The organism is Caldalkalibacillus salinus (assembly GCF_016745835.1).
GTDB lineage: Bacteria > Bacillota > Bacilli > Caldalkalibacillales > JCM-10596 > Caldalkalibacillus_A > Caldalkalibacillus_A salinus.
This window is the reverse complement of sequence record NZ_JAERVL010000001.1, coordinates 486,939-506,884: the sequence shown is the minus strand read 5'-3', so window position 1 is coordinate 506,884 and position 19,946 is coordinate 486,939. Positions and strand designations below refer to the sequence as shown.

Annotated in this window: 15 protein-coding genes; 6 read left to right on the top strand and 9 right to left on the bottom strand. The window is 41.6% G+C overall.

The features are described 5' to 3' along the window. The first annotated feature begins 125 nt into the window (after positions 1 to 125). A complete protein-coding gene (locus JKM87_RS02350; protein WP_202077480.1) occupies positions 126 to 308 on the top strand; it encodes a small acid-soluble spore protein H in 183 nt (60 codons plus the stop codon). Positions 309 to 400: 92 nt separating this feature from the next. Here JKM87_RS02350 and JKM87_RS02345 read toward each other — a convergent pair whose 3' ends face one another. The 4 genes from JKM87_RS02345 to JKM87_RS02330 all read right to left on the bottom strand — a co-directional run bounded on the left by JKM87_RS02345 (position 401) and on the right by JKM87_RS02330 (position 5,154). Continuing rightward, positions 401 to 2,059, bottom strand: a complete 1,659-nt coding sequence (locus JKM87_RS02345; RefSeq protein WP_336885110.1) for a S8 family serine peptidase — start codon at positions 2,057 to 2,059, stop codon at positions 401 to 403. Positions 2,060 to 2,568: 509 nt separating this feature from the next. Next, positions 2,569 to 3,201, bottom strand: a complete 633-nt coding sequence (locus JKM87_RS02340) for an HAAS signaling domain-containing protein (RefSeq protein WP_202077478.1) — start codon at positions 3,199 to 3,201, stop codon at positions 2,569 to 2,571. A 347-nt stretch (positions 3,202 to 3,548) separates the two neighbouring features. Next, positions 3,549 to 4,406, bottom strand: a complete 858-nt coding sequence (gene kynA / locus JKM87_RS02335) for a tryptophan 2,3-dioxygenase (RefSeq protein WP_202077476.1) — start codon at positions 4,404 to 4,406, stop codon at positions 3,549 to 3,551. A 73-nt stretch (positions 4,407 to 4,479) separates the two neighbouring features. Next, complete coding sequence (locus JKM87_RS02330) at positions 4,480 to 5,154, bottom strand: hypothetical protein (RefSeq protein ID WP_202077474.1); 675 nt, start codon at positions 5,152 to 5,154, stop codon at positions 4,480 to 4,482. Between the two features lie 672 nt (positions 5,155 to 5,826). On the opposite strand from JKM87_RS02330, the gene JKM87_RS02325 reads away from it, so the two are divergent. Further along, a complete protein-coding gene (locus JKM87_RS02325) occupies positions 5,827 to 6,699 on the top strand; it encodes a copper amine oxidase N-terminal domain-containing protein (RefSeq protein WP_202077472.1) in 873 nt (290 codons plus the stop codon). Positions 6,700 to 6,804: 105 nt separating this feature from the next. Here JKM87_RS02325 and JKM87_RS02320 read toward each other — a convergent pair whose 3' ends face one another. From JKM87_RS02320 to JKM87_RS02310, 3 genes are all read right to left on the bottom strand, one after another. Then, on the bottom strand, positions 6,805 to 7,902 hold the full coding sequence (locus tag JKM87_RS02320) for a hypothetical protein (RefSeq protein ID WP_202077470.1): 1,098 nt from the start codon (positions 7,900 to 7,902) through the stop codon (positions 6,805 to 6,807). A gap of 399 nt (positions 7,903 to 8,301) precedes the next feature. After that, complete coding sequence (locus JKM87_RS02315) at positions 8,302 to 10,503, bottom strand: DNA topoisomerase III (RefSeq protein WP_202077469.1); 2,202 nt, start codon at positions 10,501 to 10,503, stop codon at positions 8,302 to 8,304. A gap of 180 nt (positions 10,504 to 10,683) precedes the next feature. Continuing rightward, complete coding sequence (locus JKM87_RS02310; RefSeq protein WP_202077466.1) at positions 10,684 to 12,303, bottom strand: glutathione ABC transporter substrate-binding protein; 1,620 nt, start codon at positions 12,301 to 12,303, stop codon at positions 10,684 to 10,686. A gap of 194 nt (positions 12,304 to 12,497) precedes the next feature. On the opposite strand from JKM87_RS02310, the gene JKM87_RS02305 reads away from it, so the two are divergent. The 4 genes from JKM87_RS02305 to JKM87_RS02290 are packed head-to-tail and all read left to right on the top strand — an operon-like array spanning position 12,498 to position 16,421. Continuing rightward, positions 12,498 to 13,397 (top strand): ABC transporter permease, encoded by a 900-nt coding sequence (locus JKM87_RS02305; protein WP_202077464.1) that lies wholly within the window; start codon positions 12,498 to 12,500, stop codon positions 13,395 to 13,397. A 16-nt stretch (positions 13,398 to 13,413) separates the two neighbouring features. Further along, positions 13,414 to 14,334 carry a nickel ABC transporter permease gene (nikB, locus tag JKM87_RS02300; RefSeq protein WP_202077462.1) on the top strand — a complete coding sequence of 307 codons (921 nt, stop codon included), beginning with the start codon at positions 13,414 to 13,416 and terminating at the stop codon, positions 14,332 to 14,334. Between the two features lie 34 nt (positions 14,335 to 14,368). Next, a complete protein-coding gene (locus JKM87_RS02295) occupies positions 14,369 to 15,439 on the top strand; it encodes an ABC transporter ATP-binding protein (RefSeq protein WP_202077460.1) in 1,071 nt (356 codons plus the stop codon). Then, positions 15,414 to 16,421 (top strand): ABC transporter ATP-binding protein, encoded by a 1,008-nt coding sequence (locus tag JKM87_RS02290; RefSeq protein ID WP_202077458.1) that lies wholly within the window; start codon positions 15,414 to 15,416, stop codon positions 16,419 to 16,421. The genes JKM87_RS02295 and JKM87_RS02290 overlap by 26 nt, the downstream gene beginning before the upstream one ends. A 103-nt stretch (positions 16,422 to 16,524) precedes the next feature. Here JKM87_RS02290 and JKM87_RS02285 read toward each other — a convergent pair whose 3' ends face one another. Beyond that, the gene (locus JKM87_RS02285; protein WP_202077457.1) at positions 16,525 to 17,586 is read right to left on the bottom strand and encodes an ATP synthase beta subunit C-terminal domain-containing protein; all 1,062 of its coding nucleotides are present in this window, start codon (positions 17,584 to 17,586) and stop codon (positions 16,525 to 16,527) included. A 120-nt stretch (positions 17,587 to 17,706) separates the two neighbouring features. Further along, on the bottom strand, positions 17,707 to 19,686 hold the full coding sequence (locus JKM87_RS02280; RefSeq protein WP_202077454.1) for an oxidoreductase: 1,980 nt from the start codon (positions 19,684 to 19,686) through the stop codon (positions 17,707 to 17,709). Between the last annotated feature and the right edge of the window lie 260 nt (positions 19,687 to 19,946).

Below are 19,946 nucleotides of genomic sequence, written 5' to 3'. Positions count from 1 at the left end.
TATATTGACAAAAACCTTCCTCAAATTTTAGCAAATTAAAAAACAGACCTGGGGTGTAAGTATAGAGAGACCATTTTTTACAAATAGTATAAGTGTTAAATAAAGACAAAAGGAGGATGCTCAACATGGATGCACAGCGGGCACAAGAGATCGCTTCCTCACCGGATATGGTTAATGTGACGTATAACGGTGAGCCAATTTATATTGAACACGTTGATCAAGATAAGGGTGTAGCAACCATTCATTCTTTAAATGAACCCAATCAAAAACAAAGTGTTACCATCGATGGTTTAACTGAACAACAATAAGCTAAAAGCATAAAGTCGCCAAGTGGACCGGTTTAAAGTCCGACTTGGCGACCTTTCTAATCATACTCCTATCTCATTTTCAAATACTTGACTTAATAAACATAGAATGACGTTGTGTCATAACTATCTTCATAGCCTGATAGGGAAGTATCTGCTCTTAAGTCATACTCACCCGTTGCTGTATAGTAGTTTGTCCCCACGGCCCATGTCGCTACCCCAGATGAGTCAGTTGTAGCCGCCCCTTGAACCGTTGTACCATTAGGGCGAGTAATGGTGAAGTCTACATTGGCATTGGCAAGTGCCGCACCGTCACCATCTTGTACTACAGCCGTGATTCTAACTGTTTCTCCTCTGTAGTAATAACTATAGTTGGTTGAAACTGACGTCACTGTGATCGCGTCTTCTCCTGGATCACCAGGATCAGGGTCTGTCACGCCACCTGCTGCTTGTACAGCAGCATAAGCGTCAACGATACCATTACCGTATTCGTATGAGCTTCCTGCGTCCTGAGCAGTGTCTGATAGGATTTGACGAGCCTCTGATACTGAAATACCAGGGTTGACCGCTCTAATTAGTCCTGCCACTCCGGCAGCATGAGGTGAGGCCATAGACGTACCAGAAATAGTATTATACTGACTGTTAGGCCATGTGCTATAAATATCAGACCCTGGCGCCATCACTTCAAGACCTGAGCCATAGTTGGAAAAATAAGATCTTGTTCTGTCAGATGTCACGGACCCCACTGCGATAACACTGTCGTATGCAGCTGGATAAGAAATACTGCTCGTACCGTTATTGCCTGCAGCAGCTACGACGATCGTCCCGCTTTCAACTGCTGTCCGTGTGGCTTCATCCATGCTTTGGTTATAGCCGCCACCACCTAAAGACATGTTGATCACATCGGACCCGATGTCAGCAGCATATAAAATGCCTTCTGTGATGCCATATAGAGTGCCGCTTCCACTATCACTCAGTACTTTGACTGGCACTAATGTGGCATTTTGCATGACCCCTGATACTGAGCCGTAACTTGCAACAGTACCTGCCACATGCGTACCGTGACCATTGCCATCCATAGTAGAACCACCAACGAAGCTACGACCTTCATCCGTATCCACAATATCAGTCAAGTTAGGATGGTTATGATCGATACCCGTGTCCAAAATAGCCACTTTAACACTTGGACTTCCCGTTGTAATATCCCACGCTTGAGGGGCGTTGATCATATTGTAGTGCCATTCTTGATTCGGGTGCATACTAGTGGTCGCTTCTTCACTTGTGGCAACCTCAGTGGCTTCCATTTTGTAATTCTCAGATACATATCTCACTTTAAATCCAAGCTCTTTTAACTCGTGTCTGAGAGCCTGCTTTGCTTTATTCAATGTTTTATACGCTTCTTCGTCGTACTCAACGAGATAAACGAGTCCCATGTTATCAATGACTTTAGCATTGAACTCGTTGCTAAGGGCTTGTACATCTCCCTCTTCTACGTGTAAGGCATTGACGACATCAAAGCCTTTGCTATTCAATCTAGCTTCTTCGCTTTTAACACTGCCTTTATTTTCTATGGTATGATTCGGTCCTGTATGTCTCGGTTCAACAGAGATAATTAATTCACCTGGGATGGCTTCGTTTCCATTCTGTGCTTGTCCTTGAAGTTCTTGTTGCTCATTTGCAAATGCCATGCCCCCAAACATACTCAATACCAACGACAACACAAGGGTCAAAATAAGACTTTTGTTCAACTTCACTATTTAACTCCCCCAATACAAAAGATTTTCATCCATCTCCTCATACATAGATGAATGTTTTAAACATTGTGGTGCCTGTCTTGGGTGTTTTCTCGTTGTGCAACGTGCATCAAACTAAACACCTCCTCAAACTTGTAGCGCTACGGCGCTTAAATTCATCGTAACAGAAGAATCGTGGACTGGTTATTGGGAAAGACTGTTTTTTATGTCAAGCTTTATCATCCATACACCCCTGACTTTTCCTAATAAAAATAAGACTTAGGTTATAGTTCCTAAGCCTTAATATCGTGCGTGTTGTCAAAGGGCAAAACCGCTCCAACTATGTGTCATGATAGGTGTCACGTTCTATTTCATTCTCTCTTCCACTGTTGTAGTATTTTTATGGTTTTAGCAGTCATCTGATCCTTTTTTACCACTGTTTTTACCATCGTGATAGATGAGACTTTAATTTCATCTCATTTTTGGATGGCTATGTTAGAGATAGTGCCATAGTAACATGACGGTCATCCTTAGGATTTAAGCATATCCTTATGTTTATGATAAAGAGATCGAAAAGCGACATATATGATGAATATAACGAAGACATGAATCATTAAATAAATAGTAGAAAAATAACTTATGACCCCATTTGTTGTTAAGTTTATTGTATACATAGCAAATGGAACTGCTAACAACGGAACAAGGATTTTAGACGTTTTTTGTAGTGTTTTTGTTCGATACTGATTCATTCGTCTGCTAAAGTATATAAATAAGACAAAGTGCCCACTAATAAGAAAAAGTATCCAAGGAAGCATAGAACCTAAGTTAAAACTTCCTCTCAAGATCGGTATAGATAAAGCCCCTAAACTTCCGACAGCTGCCGCTAATGTCATGTCGAAGCCATAATCTCTATCTCCCTCAAAACTACTTTCTCTATTATTTTTATATTGTTCATTAAGAAGATTAAAATGACGTTTATCAAAGTTTTGAATCGTTTCTGTAATCGCTTTTAGTTCTTCCTTCCCCTCAAATTTCTTTTCTTCAACCTCTGTACAAATATGATCATTGATTTCTTGTAGTATTTCATCCTGTTCATTTGCAGGAAGATCATTCATTTCTTTTCTTAAACTTTTTATAAAATCATCTATTAAAGGATGATTCATGCATTATCACCTCCTTCACTAAAATAGGAAAGCGTGTTCTCGAATCTGTTTTTTCCAACATTTCCCTTACGCTAATAGTCTATTATATTTACTTAGGCTTTCCAATAACCCTCGAGTTATTTTTTTCTTAACGATTTAATACAGGGTAATTATAATGAGCGAAAGAAACCGTTAGTCAGCTCCATCAAAAAAGGGTAGTCCTTTGACTACCCCTTACAATCTAGCACTTTAGTTATATATAACACATTCATTCTTTATTAATAGTATACGTTATGACTTGCTTAGCTAAGATTTGCTTATATTGGCTTGAAAGTAGCATAGCTAATTCATAGCTTCCCCATAGTATCCTACAAATTCGTTCTTAATTGCCATAGTTCTGGGAAGAAGCGATGGTCCACAACCCTCTTCAAGTATGATACACCAGCTGATCCACCAGTCCCCATTTTATGTCCGATAATGCGCTCAACCGTCAGCATATGATTATACCGCCACTGCTGATGCTTAGTTTCAATATCTACAAGTTTTTCTGCCAATTCATATAAATCCCAATACTGATTGACATCACGATAGACTTGTAGCCAAGCTTCTTCAACACTTTTATTGGCCTCATAATCCTCAGACCAGTCTCGGTTCATACATTCACGATCTATATTTAATCCTCTTTTGGCCATAGCTATAATCGCAGCGTCATAAATACTTTTTTCCTGTATGGCGTCCTTCAGAGTTTGGTATAGCTCAGGTTGATGTTCATAAACGGCGAGGACATGTTCTTTTTTGTGTCCCATCATAAACTCTATTAAACGGTTCTGATAAGATTGGAATCCTGAGGAATGCCCTAGTTTATCTCTAAATTGCATATATTCCGCAGGCGTTAATGTCGACAGCACATCCCAAGATTGGATGAGCTGTTGCTGAATTCGAGAGACTCTAGCAAGCATCTTAAACGCAGGCTCTAAGTCATCTTGTAAAATGCTTTTCCTTGCTTCTCCCATTTCATGTAATATAAGCTTCATCCAGAGCTCACTGGCCTGATGTATGATAATGAATAACATCTCGTCGTGGTGGTCAGACAGTCGGCTCTGCGCTGTTAGTATCTTATCAAGTTGTAGGTAGTCACCATAAGTCATCTCTTTTTTAAAATCAGTGTGAATGTGATCAGATCCGTAAGCGTTTTCCTTAGCATTGTCATCATGTTTTTTGGTCATATTAGCTCCCCCTATTACTTCAATTTAAAAATGTGATGTCTCTTATACGCTATCAGTATCTAATATAACATGATTACGACTTAAGTTCTTTTAATAGTGTAATCTTTCTTAGACACTTATCGATTCTACTCATATTAAGATAATAAATGAAAAATATGTAAGGGTACGTAAACGCTTCAAGTGACCACTTCAAGTATTGGTAGTCAAAGCCCCCGAAATGCTCCCCTGCGATATTACCAATAAACACTTGTAACATGGGATTCTGGTACACGACAAAATACCATACGACCAAAAACGGCAATAATAATGTGATGATCGGTTTCTTAGCGTTTAAATTATAGGCCCATAACGATAGTAATTTTGTGTGAGGGACTTTATCTTCTTTAACGATATCTGATGTTTTGAATGCTGCCTCATGTTCAAGATAGGTATGGTGATCATAGTATTTGCTCTCCGGTTTAAACATCAGTTCAATCTTTTGACAAAGCTTATCAATGTCTCGAAATATAACGCGTTGTACAAGTACGAAAGTGAGATGAATCACAAACCAACTGACGTATATCATCCCAAAATAAAAGATAAGAACGAACAAACTTCTTCCTAGCGAGTCGTTCATACTAAAGTAAATAAATAGTAGTCCACTATATATATAAAACAGCTGGACGAACAACTGAATCATCTTATTATGACTACGTAGTAGTAAATGATGAAGTAATCCTTGATGGACTTCTTTTAGGAAACCTATCATGTCAAAAAACCCCTTCTTTTTCTCCGATTAATTTATTTATTAATGTAGATACCCTCTTTTAATTTCGTCCACTTTACCGTTTTTCTTTAGTCTCTATCAACACTCTTTGTAAAGATAGTCCCAACGTCGAAGGTCAATAGTCTCGCAAACCGTCATAAATTGTATCTCCCCATGCTTATAGTCCTATCCAAACATTAAAAAATTGTTCAATATCCAGGTTGTATTTTTTTATTTTTTTGTCTATTATTGAATTGTGTTGTCGAAAATCTTGCAAATGAAATAAATTGCTATGATTTACCACTAGGCTTGAAGCCCTATCCGTGTAAAAATATATTTAATACAGGATATTGATACCTATCACAAGGTGATGTGAACGGCTGCTTAACGCTTTTCGGTGTACATATTTTTGCTTCTAATAAATGATCGTCGGTGACCTCGCCGATCATGATTGTGACCGAAATGGTTTCTGCTGCTCATTTTGGTCCATTCATAGATTGATAGATTCATAGTTTTATAGAAAATTATATTGCATATTTACTCGTTTACTCCTGCAATTGTACATTCTGTATTTCATAAAATATCAATAAGGAAGGTAAGAGCATTATGTTCACAAAAAACAATCACTATCCAACAGAAAAGCACAAAGAAAAAACATCTTTTGGCTCTTTTATCATGAAATCATTCTTAGCCACTACACTTCTCATTATGCCGGCCATGCATACGCTAGAAACACCTACGGCACAGGCACACAGTGTAAGTCACCACGTCAATATTGTGATTAATGGTAAAGTGAAACAGTTTGAGAATTCACCCTTTATCAGCAATGGGACAACTTATGTACCCATCCGTTATGTGTCGGAAACTGTCGGTGCTAAGGTGAAGTGGGATCAAAAGACAAAAGGCGTGACGATTACGAAAGAGGATATGAATATCTCATTTGTAGCGGGGCAACGAGGGGCTACGATTAATGGCCAAAAAGTAGATATGCCCTCCGCTCAATTAATTAAAGGGACAACAATGGTACCCTTACGCTTTGTCAGTGAAGCCTTAGGGCTTGAAGTGGCCTGGGACGCCCAATACAAAACAGCGCTCATTGGAGACACTAACTTAGTGGAACTGGAGACACTCGGTTTGGACGAAGTGAAATTAGAAGTCTTAGATTGGTCAGTAGCGAACAACGCCTTTCCAATCGGCACTGAGGCCACCGTTACAGATGTAGAGACGGGGCGTACTTTTAAAGTGAAGCGCACTTATGGCGCAAACCATGCTGATAGTGAACCGCTGACAGCGAGCGATGCTCAAGTGATGAAAGAACTATGGGGTGGAAGCTACTCCTGGACTCCGAGGGCTATTATCTTAGAGTTTGGCGATAAAAAGTTAGCCGCGGCTATGCACTCATTTCCACATAGTGTACAAAAGATCACAAACAACGGGTATAACGGACATTTTTGCATTCATTTCCAAAACAGTACAAGACACAAAGACGGGCGCATCCAACAGAGCATGCAACAGAAAGTACAAGAAGCTGCCAATTCAGGCATGTAGTGGTATGTATAGCTTAAACGATAAGCTTGAGGGACATCTTTAAAGGTGTCCCTCTTTTGTATGTACATTTTTCTCATGCACATTGGTTTAGATTATCTCGGAAGGTTAATCCGAATCAGATTTCATAAAAGGGTCTTCGATTGAGAAATGCCCATCCTTGTAAACGATATTCGTCTCATGAAAGGCTTGAGTGTCATCTTCAATGACAGCAATAAAATGGTCTTCAGGTGTATAATCTATGATGCTAGCTTCCAACGTCTCTAATTCATACCCTTCAAGATATCTATTTAATCCCGCTTTGACCTGTTCTTCTTTCACTGCATTGCCGGGATATAACAGCCAGATTAACCGCTCAACGCTTTGCTGCTTAAGAGTAGCAACGTACTCATTGAGCGCCACATCTGCTTCAGGATAAAAGGAGAAAAGGTCGCTACTATAACTGACCTTGCCATCTGTATAAGTTAAAACAAGGTCCTCATGTTTTTGCTGTTGATCATTGGAAGCATTTTCAAGTCGTACTCCTACAATCGTTTGTCCTTCCGTAAACTGTCCAAGCTCAACGTATACAGGCTCGGAAAAATCGATCATTTGATGGTATAACGCTACACTCTTAGCCATTTTGTCCTCAACTGTTTGTCTATCAAACTGCTCCGTACCATGTTCGCTGAGCCACAGCCGGCTCAAAGTGGACACCTCTTTTTCTTTTATCAGGTCAAAAAAATAGTGAGCATCCCTCAGCACTTGCTCCTCTGTGATAACGTTTGTCTTGGCGACCTGTTCCATTTCTGCTTGCTGCGAACCATCCCCTATGCTATAGCTAATGTCCTCACAGCAAAGGGTATCATTGTAAGCTAATTGTAAGAGCATCTCTTTTTCTTCGTTCCCATTCACGAGTTGCACATCTAATGATCCCGCACTGTGTTGATCTTCTAAAATATATCGGACTTGTACATCCTCGTAACCGACACCATAGACATACTCATAATGATCAATACTATACTGGTGAACTTCTCCACCTCGATCCTCATCTTGCACTTCCTGTAACCATTCATGAACTTCCTCTTCGTGTTCAGGTTGAATGGTATCCAACTCATAGGTGAAAATCTCCGGAACATTCGGTTGATCAAGCGTATTGACACTGACACAGCCCTGAAGTACAAGCAGGGTGATGAACAGGGCTCCGAAAGAAGTTATGAGTTTCAAACACTTAAAATGATATTTTTTATTAATCAACATGATCCCACCATCCTTAAACCAAGCATGACCTTCTCCATTTTATATTTAGTTTTTGGTGATATTTCTATCGTTTATAGGATTCGACATTAATCTCATGAGCCCGTATGGGACAATAGTCATACCCCTCTGGAAAAGGGCATCTCCCTAATAGAGGAGTGAAAAATAATACTTTAGAACTAGTGCGAGAATCCAATCATAGGGGACGTATGAAAAAACAAAAAGGTCCCCTTTGATAGAATGAAAATCACACATTCATTAGAGGGGTCCTTATGGTTAGACGTTATAATATGAATCAGGTGGTTTGGTGTTTTGATTCTGTTTAACTGTTTGGTTGTTTGATTCGTCTGTTTGATTTTATTTATTCTTTTAATCCTCTTGATCCAAGTTCAATTTTGAAAGGGCATCTGCTAATGCTGGATTAAATGGCTCGTCGTCATGCTTCTGTTTCTTCATATATTGTTGTACATCTTTTTTAGAAGCTTTGCGCTGTTTATCTTGTTCTCTACGTTTGTTAAAGGTTGATAGTTTTTCTCTGAAACCGCATTGACAGGCGAAGATCTGTCCTTCACCTTCTCCTCTTAATTCAAGCGTTTTACGACACTGAGGGCATCTGGCCTTCGTTTGTTTAGCCACGTTTTTGCGTCGACCACATTCTCTATCCTGACATACAAGCATTTTCCCTTTCTTGTTCTTCACTTCTAGCATAAACTTGCCACAATCAGGACATCGACTGCCCGTTAAATTGTGATGCTTGTAGGTTTTCTCGCTGTTCTTAATCTCTTGTACGACACTTTTGGCATAAGCTTTCATCTCTTGTAAAAAATTGTCCTTAGGCAATTGGCCTTTAGAGATACGTTCAAGCTTTTGCTCCCAGTCTGCTGTTAGGGCTGGGCTCTTAAGTTCTTCAGGGACGAGCTCTAGTAGCTGCTTGCCTTTAGGTGTGAGGTGTATCCCTTTGCCTCGCTGTTCAATAGCAAAGCTAGAGAAAAGTTTTTCTATAATATCTGCTCTTGTGGCTACCGTACCTAGACCGCCTGTTTTGCCTAACGTGTCCTTTGCAGCTCGGTCCTCACCTGACATATATTTCACTGGATTCTCCATGGCTGACAGCAAGGTGGCCTCATTAAAGGGAGCAGGTGGTTTCGTCTCCCCTTTTGTTTGTGTGACGGATACAACGTTCAGTGTATCTCCTTTTGTTAGCTGAGGAAGCTGTTGGTCTTGTACATCATCCGTCTGCTCATCATCATGATCCTGGTGTTCCGTCACCTCTTTCCAACCTTTCGCTCGTACAACTTTCCCTTTTGCTACAAACGTTTCTCCTGCAATGGCCGTTTGAACTGTGGTTTGTTCATACTCAAATGGTGGAAAAAGAACTGATAGAAAACGTTTAATGACAAGATCATAAATCTTTCTTTCCTTTTGATTGAGGTCTTGTAAAAGCACCGCTTGTTCGGTTGGAATAATGGCATGGTGGTCGGTGACTTTCCGATCATCTACATAATGCTTGCTTAATTTAAGTGGCATTTTCAATGCTTTTGCGGCTATGTTTGTGTATGGCCCCACTCTACAGGCTTTGATACGATCCTTTAACGTTGGCATAATATCTGATGATAAGTACCTCGAATCTGTCCGTGGATAGGTGAGTACTTTATGTTGTTCATAAAGCTTCTGCATGATAGATAGGGTTTCTTTTGCCGAAAAACCAAAGAACTTGTTTGCATCTCGTTGAAGCTCCGTTAAATCATAAAGTTGCGGTGCGTAGGACTTTTTATGGGTTTGTTTAAGATCAATGACTTTTGCTGTTTTCTCATCTTTCACTTTCTGAAGCAGCTCATCCGCCGTGGTCTTATTGAAGGTTTTGTGTTGGCCCCCTTCACTCTGCCAGTGCAAATGAAGCCCCTTGTTCAATGAGGCTTTAAGTCCATAGTACGTCTGAGGTTTGAAATGACGGATTTCTTCCTCCCGCTTGGCGATAATGGCCAATGTTGGGGTTTGCACTCTTCCACAAGATAGTTGGGCGTTGTGCTTACATGTTAAGGCACGCGTAGCGTTAAGCCCCACGTACCAATCCGCTTCAGATCTTGCTACGGCAGATGCATACAAGTTATCGTATGCATGACCATTTTTCAAATTTTTAAAACCGTCCTTAATCGCTTTGTCCGTGACAGACGAAATCCATAAGCGTTTCAACTGTTTTTTCACGTTAGCCTTCTCAATAATCCATCGGGCGACAAGCTCCCCCTCACGCCCTGCGTCAGTGGCAATCACGATTTGGCTAACGTCTTTTCTATGCATTAACTTTTTGACTGTATGGAATTGCTTACTACTTTGTTTGATTACTTCTAATTTTAGAGTCGGGAATAGCATCGGTAAGTCTTCTAACTTCCATGATTTATACTTCTCACCGTACGACTCAGGGCCGGCAAGTGTCACAAGGTGTCCTAGCGCCCAAGTAACAATATATTGTTGTCCCTCAAAATAACCGTTCAATTTCTTCGTGCATTGTAATACACGCGCAATGTCTCTACCAACGGAAGGCTTTTCCGCTAGCACTAATGTCTTTGCCATGTCTGACATCCTCTCTTACTGCTCTCTTATGGTTCATGCCCATTTCTAACACTATACCATACTCTGATTTCGATGACGAAAAAAGAAGGGCTCCGACATGAGTCGGAACCCTTCTAATGAGCGGACTAGTCATTGCTGTACTAGTCTATGGTCTACCTTCACTGTAGCCTTAGAACTCATTTACTCAGTTTCAGTTAATGTAACGTCTTGTAGCTGGAAGATACCGCCAGCGTCTACCCAAAAACCGTCTACTTTATCACTTACACCATTAAGGTACTCTTGGTGATGAATGTAAACCATTGGTGCGAGTTCAACTAGCTTCTCTTGTACCTCTTTGTAAACTTGCGCACGCGCATCCGGGTCAGACTCTTGACGACCTTGGTCTAGTAACGCATCTAGCTCTTCGTCAGCTAGGAAAGTACGGTTACCAGCCGGTCCCATATTATCTGAATGGAATAAAGCGTAAGTCGCATAGTCAGCGTCTGCTGTTGGTGTAGACCAGCCAAGGATAAACATGTCATGCTGTCCGTTGGCTGTGCTGTCTAAGTACGCACCCCACTCAAGGACTTCTACTTCTACTTCAATATTAAGGTCTCCTAGTTTATCTTGAACGTATTCAGCCATTTGAATGCGGTCTGGGTTATCGTTTGTCCAGATTGTCGTAGAGAAACCATCTTCATGTCCTGCCTCAGCAAGCAATTCTTTTGCTTTCTCGATATCGTACTCGATCGGAGTAACGGTATCATCATATCCGAATACACCTGGTGCGATAGGCCCTATAGCCGGTACGCCAGTCCCCTCATAGATACCATCGATAATGTCGTCTTTGTTAATAGCCATGGAGATCGCTTGACGCACTCTCACATCATCAAACGGTGCCTTCTCAGCATTAAAGCCGATGTAAGAAAGACTCGTACTCGTTTGTGCGTTCAGATGTGCTTCTGCCATCGAATCAACTCGTGTAATGTCACTAGGACTTACAGGGTGAATAATATGTGCATATCCAGTATCAAGCTCTGAGATACGTGCTAAACTCTCAGAAACCACTTTCCAAGTCACACTGTCCAGCTTAGCATTTTCACCCCAGAAATCTTCATTACGTACGAGTACAATCTCGTCCCCAGGTGTCCATGAATCTAGCTTAAAGATACCTGTACCAACAGGGTTATCCCCAATAACAGAGCCTGGCTCTTCTCCTTCTTCCATCGCTGCATAATCTTCTTCGATCGCTTTAGGGCTGATCATGCTACCACCACCACTATGGGATAAGTGAGCAGGAAGGGCAGCAAAAGGATACTCCGTAATAAATCTTACTGTATGCTCGTCAACCACTTCTACTTCTTCTACCATTTCATATAGAAAAGCGCGTTGAGAAGCGATGTCTGGATCCATGATACGTTCCATGTTTGCTTTTACTACTTCTGCATTAAACTCCGAACCGTCATGGAATGTAACGCCCTCACGAAGGTTGAATTCCCAAGTATGATCATCGATCATGTTCCAATCAGTAGCTAAACTTGGTGTTAACTCACCATTCTTATCGAATGTAACAAGTGTGTCATAAATGTTGTTTAAAACATTACTAGAAGGCACGTCATTTGAACCGTGTGGATCAAGTGTGACAGCATCTGATAACCACGCGATGACGAGGTCCCCTCCTTCAGCTGCTTCTTGTGAACCATCATCACCATCACTGGAACCTGGGTCAGTACTCGTATCTTCACCACCACATGCAACCGCAAATACGGAAAGCACGAGCAACAGACCTAAGAACAACATTGATTTCTTTGTTCTTACCATGTGAAAAATCCCCCTTTTTTTATATAGATATTTAATTATGTTGGATTTTTTATAAGAATGAGAAATAATAGAAATTAGTGTATAACTAAAATTAACTCTATAAAAATCCAACACAATTTATTATACTATTAATGGACCTCATAATAAAACAAAATTTTTTAAAAAAATCTAAAAAGAATGAAAGGATGCATGGAATGAGTAACAATGTCACAAATACACCAGTCCAAGAACAAACACACTCATCGCCACAGCGCACTTCAGGCTGGGTCAATTTCTATCGAAGATTAAGTAAGAATAAAGCGGCTCTTATAGGCGGTTATCTTATTATATTTTTTATTATCGTTGCGACCGTTGGTCCTTATATGATGTCTTACGACCCAAATGAGATTGAATACTCTACAAAACTATTAACGCCTTCTTCTGAGCACTGGTTCGGTACGGACCATCAAGGGCGTGACATCTTCACCCGTATCGTGTACGGGATGAAAATTACATTATATGTGGGCTTCATGTCCGTTATCGTAGGGGCTATTATAGGGGTTCCTTTAGGCATCTTTGCAGGTTATTATGGAGGTCGAATTGATGCCGTTATCATGAGGTTAATGGATATCCTGCTCGCATTCCCAGGTATCCTCTTAGCACTTGCACTGGTCAGTGTTTTAGGAGGTAGTCTAAACAATGTGATCCTAGCAGTGGGTATATTTTCTGTTCCAGCCTTCTCAAGAATTGTTAGAGGTTCCACCCTAGGCGTAAGAAAATTAGAATATATCGATGCCATTCGTGCCCTAGGGTCTAGTGATTTACGTATTATATTTAAGCACATCTTACCTAATATTCTGTCACCGATTATTGTACAAGCCACTTTACGTGTGGCTACAGCCGTTTTAACGGCAAGTGGATTATCCTTTATCGGTCTCGGTGTCCAACCGCCAACACCTGAGTGGGGAGCCATGTTAAGCGTTGGACGAAGCTATATGTTCGATTACCCTCATGTGGCGTTTTACCCTGGACTTGCTATCGTCATCGTTGTTTTAGCATTCAATATCTTCGGTGATGGTATTAGAGACGCATTGGATCCAAAAACTAAAAAATAGTAGAGAGGTGCTAGATTTGTTTAAATATATTGTTCGTAGACTTATACAAACGATACCGGTCGTCATCGGTGTAACGATACTTGTCTTTTCTCTTATGCACCTGATCCCGGGTGATCCTGCACAAATTATCGCGGGTGAAAGCGCCCCGGAGGAGCAGGTAGAACAGCTTAGAGAACGTTTAGGTTTGAACGATCCTTTACCCGTACAATATTTTAAGTACATGGGAAACGTTATTAAAGGAGACTTAGGGACTTCTATACGAAGTAGTCGTCCGGTATTAGATGAAATTAAACCCCGTTTTTGGACGACCGTAGAACTTGCGATTTATAGTACGATGTTAAGTGTCTTTATCGGCGTGATTGCCGGCGTTGTTTCAGCTGTACGTCAATATACATTCTCTGATATCGCTATTATGATTGTCGCGCTATTTGGACTGTCGATGCCGAACTTCTGGCTCGGATTAATGTTAATGCAGTACTTCGCTGTCAACTTAGAATGGGTTCCGCCTACCGGTTGGGGAAGCTGGCAACAAGCCATTCTCCCGGTTATCACGCTAGGGACAGCTGGTGCCGCTATTATTGCACGTATGACCCGTTCAAGTATGCTAGAGGTGATTAACCAAGACTATATTCGTACGGCCCGAGCAAAAGGGGTGAGTGATAGAGTCGTCACGTATCGTCATGCTTTGAAAAATGCTCTAATTCCGGTCGTCACAGTCGTGGGGCTAGAGTTTGGTATGCTGCTAGGTGGAACGATTATTACAGAGAGTGTATTCGCCATTAACGGTATGGGTCTACTGGCTATCGATCGCATTAATGCCAGAGATTTCCCCGTCGTTCAAGGCATTGTCCTTATCATGGCGTTAATATTCGTACTTGTAAACTTAATTGTCGATATTTCTTATCGCTACCTGAATAAACGAATTGACTTGAACTAATGAACACTATCGAAGGAAAAGAGGTGCATGTTCTTTGAGTAGAAATGAAGAGGTCACTTTAGAGCAAGATCAACAACAAAAAGACGTTATCTTAGAGTTAAAAGAGCTGCAAACATCGTTCTTCACAGATGATGGTGAAGTAAAAGCGGTTGACGGTGTCACATTAAAAGTCCCCAAGGGAGAGACCCTAGGGATTGTAGGTGAATCAGGTTCTGGTAAAAGTATTACTTCTTTGTCAATTCTAAAGTTAATACAGAAGCCTGGTAAAATCGTAGGCGGTGAGATGCTATTTAAAGGGGAAGATTTGATTCCCAAAACTGACAAAGAGATGCGTAAAATTCGTGGAAATCAGATCTCTATGATCTTCCAGGAACCGATGACATCCTTAAACCCCGTCTATACGATTGGACAACAGATTTCAGAAGCTTATCAGGTGCATAGAGGCTTCAGTAAGAAGAAAGCTTTGGAATCGTCTGTTGAAATGCTCAAGCTCGTCGGCATTCCTTCCCCGGAAAGCAGAGTACATCAATACCCACATGAATTGTCAGGAGGGATGCGTCAACGTGTGATGATTGCCATTGCGCTCGCTTGTGATCCCGAGTTACTCATCGCTGACGAACCAACCACAGCCCTAGACGTGACAATTCAAGCACAGATTCTAGAGTTGATGAACAAGTTACAGAATGAGTTAGGGATGTCCATTATTATGATTACGCACGACCTTGGTGTCGTAGCTGAAACTTGTGATCATGTCGCCGTGATGTACGCTGGTAAAGTGGTTGAATTTGCTGACATTAATACGCTATTCGCTAAACCAAAGCATCCTTATACAGTCGGTTTATTTAACTCCCTCCCTCGTCATGATATTGACATCGATGGAGAGTTAGCTGTCATTCAAGGAACGGTACCTAGTCCGAAAGAGATGCCAGAAGGTTGTCGTTTTGCACCACGCTGCCCTTATGCAAAAGACATCTGTCATCAAAGTTTACCTGAACTACAGGACCTTGAAGACGGTAATCAAGTACGTTGTTGGATCTATACAGATGAATGGGATGAAGAAACGGAGGTGAAGGTGCAGTATGCAGAAGGAATTACTGAAAGTTAAGAATCTTAAGCAATACTTCCCTATCAAAGGGGGATACCTTGGAAGAACGGTTAATCATGTTAAAGCGGTCGATGATGTCACCTTCACAATACACGAAGGAGAAACAGTCAGTATCGTCGGTGAGTCTGGATGTGGTAAGTCTACAACAGGGCGTGCCATCTTAAGACTAGATGAACCAACGGATGGTGAAGTGACATTTGACGGCGAGGACTTGCTCGCACTCAATAAAAATGAAATGAGAAAGATGAGAAAAGATCTACAGATCATTTTCCAGGACCCATACGCTTCACTTAACCCTAGACAAACCATCCGTCAAATATTAGACGAAGCGCTCGAAATCCAACAAGTGGTCCCAAAGGATCAACGAGAAGATAAGATTCGAGAGTTGATGGACATTGTAGGATTAGGTTCACATCAAATCGACCGTTATCCTCACGAATTTAGTGGGGGACAACGTCAGCGTGTCGGTATCGCACGTGCCCTATCGGTTAACCCGAAGCTCATCGTATGTGATGAAGCTGTCTCTGCTCTAGATGTATCTATCCAAGCACAAGTGATTAACCTGCTGAAGCAGTTGCAAAATAAGTTCAATCTCACTTATCTTTTCATCGCGCATGACCTTGGCGTGGTTCGTCATATCTCAGATCGGATTATTGTCATGTATCTCGGTAAAATCGTGGAGATTGCAGATAAAAAATCTTTATTCGAGAATCCGCAACACCCTTATACGAAAGCACTGTTATCTGCCATCCCTGTACCGAATCCTAAGGTTAAGAAGGAACGCATTACGTTAACTGGCGATGTTCCTTCACCGATTAACCCTCCAACAGGCTGCCGCTTCCACACACGCTGTCCTTTCGCAACGGATAAGTGTCGTGAAGAAGAACCTGTGCTTCACCAAGAGGGACACATGAAAGATAACCATCTCGCAGCATGTCATTATATTGAAGAGATTAAAGAAGGCCAATTACAAATGTCATAAGCCTCATAAAAAAAGGAAACTGCATCGAACGGTGCAGCTTCCTTTTTTACGTTCTCCAATCATCGTTCCCTCATCCTTAGTCTGATTCAAACTCTCTTTCACATCAACGGCTTACTTCATTCAACCGTCCCAGATACTGGAGCTTCTCTAATGGGCTCTCGTCCGCTTTACCATCAATGATGAGACGAATATCCTCTAATGTCTCACTAACTTTGAGCCATTCCCCTTTCTTCTTCGTATATGCTTCTGCCACATAGAAAGGCTGAGTCAGAAAAGCTTCTAGTTTCTCTCCCCTATGATAGATGGTTTTATCTGTATCAGGTAGTTTTTCAATCCCCCACGCGTTAACAATATGTCTTAACTCACGATAACGACGTAACATTTTCTTAGCCTTCTGTTGTACTGTAAGATGAGTGGTTTCAAGGTGTGCACCTTCAAGAATCGTTGAGGTTGACATCACGGGGTCAATAGCAGGGTACATCTTGCGTGTCACTAACTCCATGTCGAAGCGCCACAACGTCTCAAGTGGACCGTACGGTGCGTCTTCTTCAACGGATTCCCCTTGAAAATCTACGATGGCATAGGTGACAGGTCTAGCACCAGGATCGTGTAATTGGTCTTGGATATCAAATAATTCTCCCGATAGAACCACACTCCGATCAATACATAAAATGACATCTTTATCTATCCTTAGTGTCTCAATCTGCTCACAGGCCTCTTGGACATTTTGACAGATGACATCCGTCTCAGTGTAGATCTCTTCACTCCCTTGTAATTCTCGTTCAGGTTTGACATAAACCGTCACGAAGCCACGTTGCTTCAAACGATAAAAAATTTCTGGAAGAAGGACGAATTGCCCCATGCCTGGACGAGCTACAAACCCAACCGTCCCTCCTCTGACTAATGGTGCAAACAGATCCAATACTTTAATTCCCGTTTCAATCATCCCTACACCACTCCCTTTAATTAATAAATCATCCACTTTACAACCGGCTAAAGAGGCGAGTGCAACTAATGTACGTACCTCTGCTCGACCTACAGGTATTTTTCCGGTACATAGGTTAGATACTGTAGCAGGTCGAAGTCCTACCGAACGAGCTGCTGTTGTGAGATTAGGAACTTTACGTCGGAGTAAGGCCACGTCTAACTTGAGTTCATCACTCATATTACCACCTCTATTTTACTTTTTAGAGTAATTTAATTTACTCTAAAATTTTATATTATGTGAAAGTGGAGCAAAAAGCAACAAGAATTTGGAAATTGACAAAAAAAAATAAACGCCCTCTCAAGGACGCTTCATACCACTAATGTTACTTGTCTCGATTGTTTCATATGCTATTCTGGCGCCTTCATATATGGCCCGTTTGGCATCTAATTCACCTGCTCGTTTGGCACCGCCTATCGTTATCATATTAAATCCTTCTTTTTGAAGTTGTAGGAGATCCGGAACGGTGTGAGGCTCTTGGCCGGTCGCGAGAATGATATGATTTGCTGGAATGGTCATGAATGTGGGGGCCTCTTTATGCTCCTGACGGATGACCACCCCATCATGTGTAATGCTTTCGTAACTGAGGTCTGACATAAATTGTAGTCCGTTTTGTATGAGCTTGCTAATCAATGCCCATCGGGTGGTCTTACCTAATCCCTCTCCCATTTTTCCTTTACGGCGTAACATGGTGATGTTGTATTCTCCTTTTTCCAACAGATAATGGGCGACGTCACAACCGACACCCCCTGCACCTATAATCACGATCTTATGTCCTAACTGGACATTCTGATCAAAAATTTGAGGGTAGGTATAAACATGTGGTAGCTCTACACCTGGAATCTTAGGGATACGGGGTTTCACCCCAGTAGCGTTCACGATCAGGTCGGGCTCAAATGCTCTCATCTGTTCTATATTCAGCTTCGTATTCAAATGTACGGATACACCTAAACGCGTAAGCTCATGGGCATAGTAGCGTAACGTTTCATTGAATTCTGATTTATCAGGGATTTGCTTCGCGTAATGAAGTTGGCCGCCCAATTGATCTCTTTCTTCAAAAAGGTGAACATCTTCCCCTTTTTCTGCTAAGGATCTGGCGGCCTCTAACCCTGCTGGTCCACCACCGATGACCAGCACTTTTTTGCGGTCATGTGCGCTAGGAGGCGTAAGATGCCATTTAGCCTCTCTTCCGGCTCGTGGATTAACCAAACAAGAGGCCGTTTTGCCTTCAAACACATGATCTAAGCAAGCCTGGTTACAGGCAATGCACGTGTTAATCGCTTCATACTCTCCCCTAGATGCTTTGTGCAAAATATGAGGATCCGCTAGAAATGGTCGAGCCATAGAGACAAGATCACAATGCCCTTGTAGGATGAGTGTATTTGCGAGCTGAGGATCATTGATTCTATTACTACCGATGACAGGGATTGATACGTTATTTTTTATCTTTCTGGCGACTTCAATGAAACCTCCTCTAGGCACCATCATGGAAATTGTCGGCACCTTTGACTCGTGCCAGCCAATCCCGATATTAACGGCGTCTACGCCATTAGCCTCTAAGCGTTTGGCGAACTGTACCGTTTCCTCTTCTGAAGTACTGTTATCTACCAGATCGGCTCCAGACAGCCTGAATATCACTGGGTAATTAAGTCCGACACGTTTGCGTATATGACGAACGATTTCTATAGCGAAATGCATTCGTCTATCAAAGTCGCCACCCCATTCATCATCACGCTTATTGGTTACTGGAGATAAAAATTGGTTAATCAGATAGCCTTCAGACCCCATAATTTCAACGGCATCAAACCCAAGGTTTTGGGCTTGTTTAGCGCTATCTGCAAAACAATGAATAAGGTGTCGGATGTCTTCCGCTGTGAGTGCACGCGGGGTGTGTTGATGTATTGGAGAACGTATAGCACTCGGAGCAACAGCTTCTTCTCCTGATAAATCCGGATAAGCGTAACGGCCTGCGTGAAAAAGCTGCGCTGCAACTTGGCCGCCCGACTCATGAATACGCTCAGTTAACCTTTTCAAACGACTTCGATCCTCTTCACGATAGAAACCTAAAAAATGTGCTCCCCCTTCACCTTCTGGTGATACTGATACACCACCGGTCACAATGAGTCCGGGGCCAACATATTTTAACCTTTCTGTGTAGAAACGAATCAAATCCTCCTCCGCATTCTGCCTTCCTTCTAGACCTAGGTGCATCGCGCCCATCATCACGCGGTTGCCCAAGGTCAAACCTCCAATTTTAACAGGCGTTAGAAGTATACTCACTTTGGTCCCCCCTATACTATTCACATGGTAGTGACATACTACGGTTTAAATCCTACAACATGTCATAAATTGGCATCTCCTATTCTATATCTTCTATCTTTTTTATCCTAACCCTGTTACCGTTAACAAATTGCCAAAAAGTAAGCATCATTCTATCATTTGTGCTATTATTTTAATATTTTTTTACATAAAATCCTCAATCTTACTAGACATTTTTATTGTAAATCGCCAAACTAAGAAGGGACGTAATTTTTTCCAAT

Coding starts and splice junctions, on each gene's coding strand:
- JKM87_RS02315 (WP_202077469.1), bottom strand. CDS start 10,503: ATGGCAAAGACATTAGTGCTAGCGGAAAAGCCTTCCGTTGGTAGAGAC.
- JKM87_RS02340 (WP_202077478.1), bottom strand. CDS start 3,201: ATGAATCATCCTTTAATAGATGATTTTATAAAAAGTTTAAGAAAAGAA.
- JKM87_RS02325 (WP_202077472.1), top strand. CDS start 5,827: ATGAAATCATTCTTAGCCACTACACTTCTCATTATGCCGGCCATGCAT.
- JKM87_RS02290 (WP_202077458.1), top strand. CDS start 15,414: ATGCAGAAGGAATTACTGAAAGTTAAGAATCTTAAGCAATACTTCCCT.
- JKM87_RS02305 (WP_202077464.1), top strand. CDS start 12,498: ATGAGTAACAATGTCACAAATACACCAGTCCAAGAACAAACACACTCA.
- JKM87_RS02285 (WP_202077457.1), bottom strand. CDS start 17,586: ATGAGTGATGAACTCAAGTTAGACGTGGCCTTACTCCGACGTAAAGTT.
- JKM87_RS02310 (WP_202077466.1), bottom strand. CDS start 12,303: ATGGTAAGAACAAAGAAATCAATGTTGTTCTTAGGTCTGTTGCTCGTG.
- JKM87_RS02330 (WP_202077474.1), bottom strand. CDS start 5,154: ATGATAGGTTTCCTAAAAGAAGTCCATCAAGGATTACTTCATCATTTA.
- JKM87_RS02350 (WP_202077480.1), top strand. CDS start 126: ATGGATGCACAGCGGGCACAAGAGATCGCTTCCTCACCGGATATGGTT.
- kynA (WP_202077476.1), bottom strand. CDS start 4,406: ATGACCAAAAAACATGATGACAATGCTAAGGAAAACGCTTACGGATCT.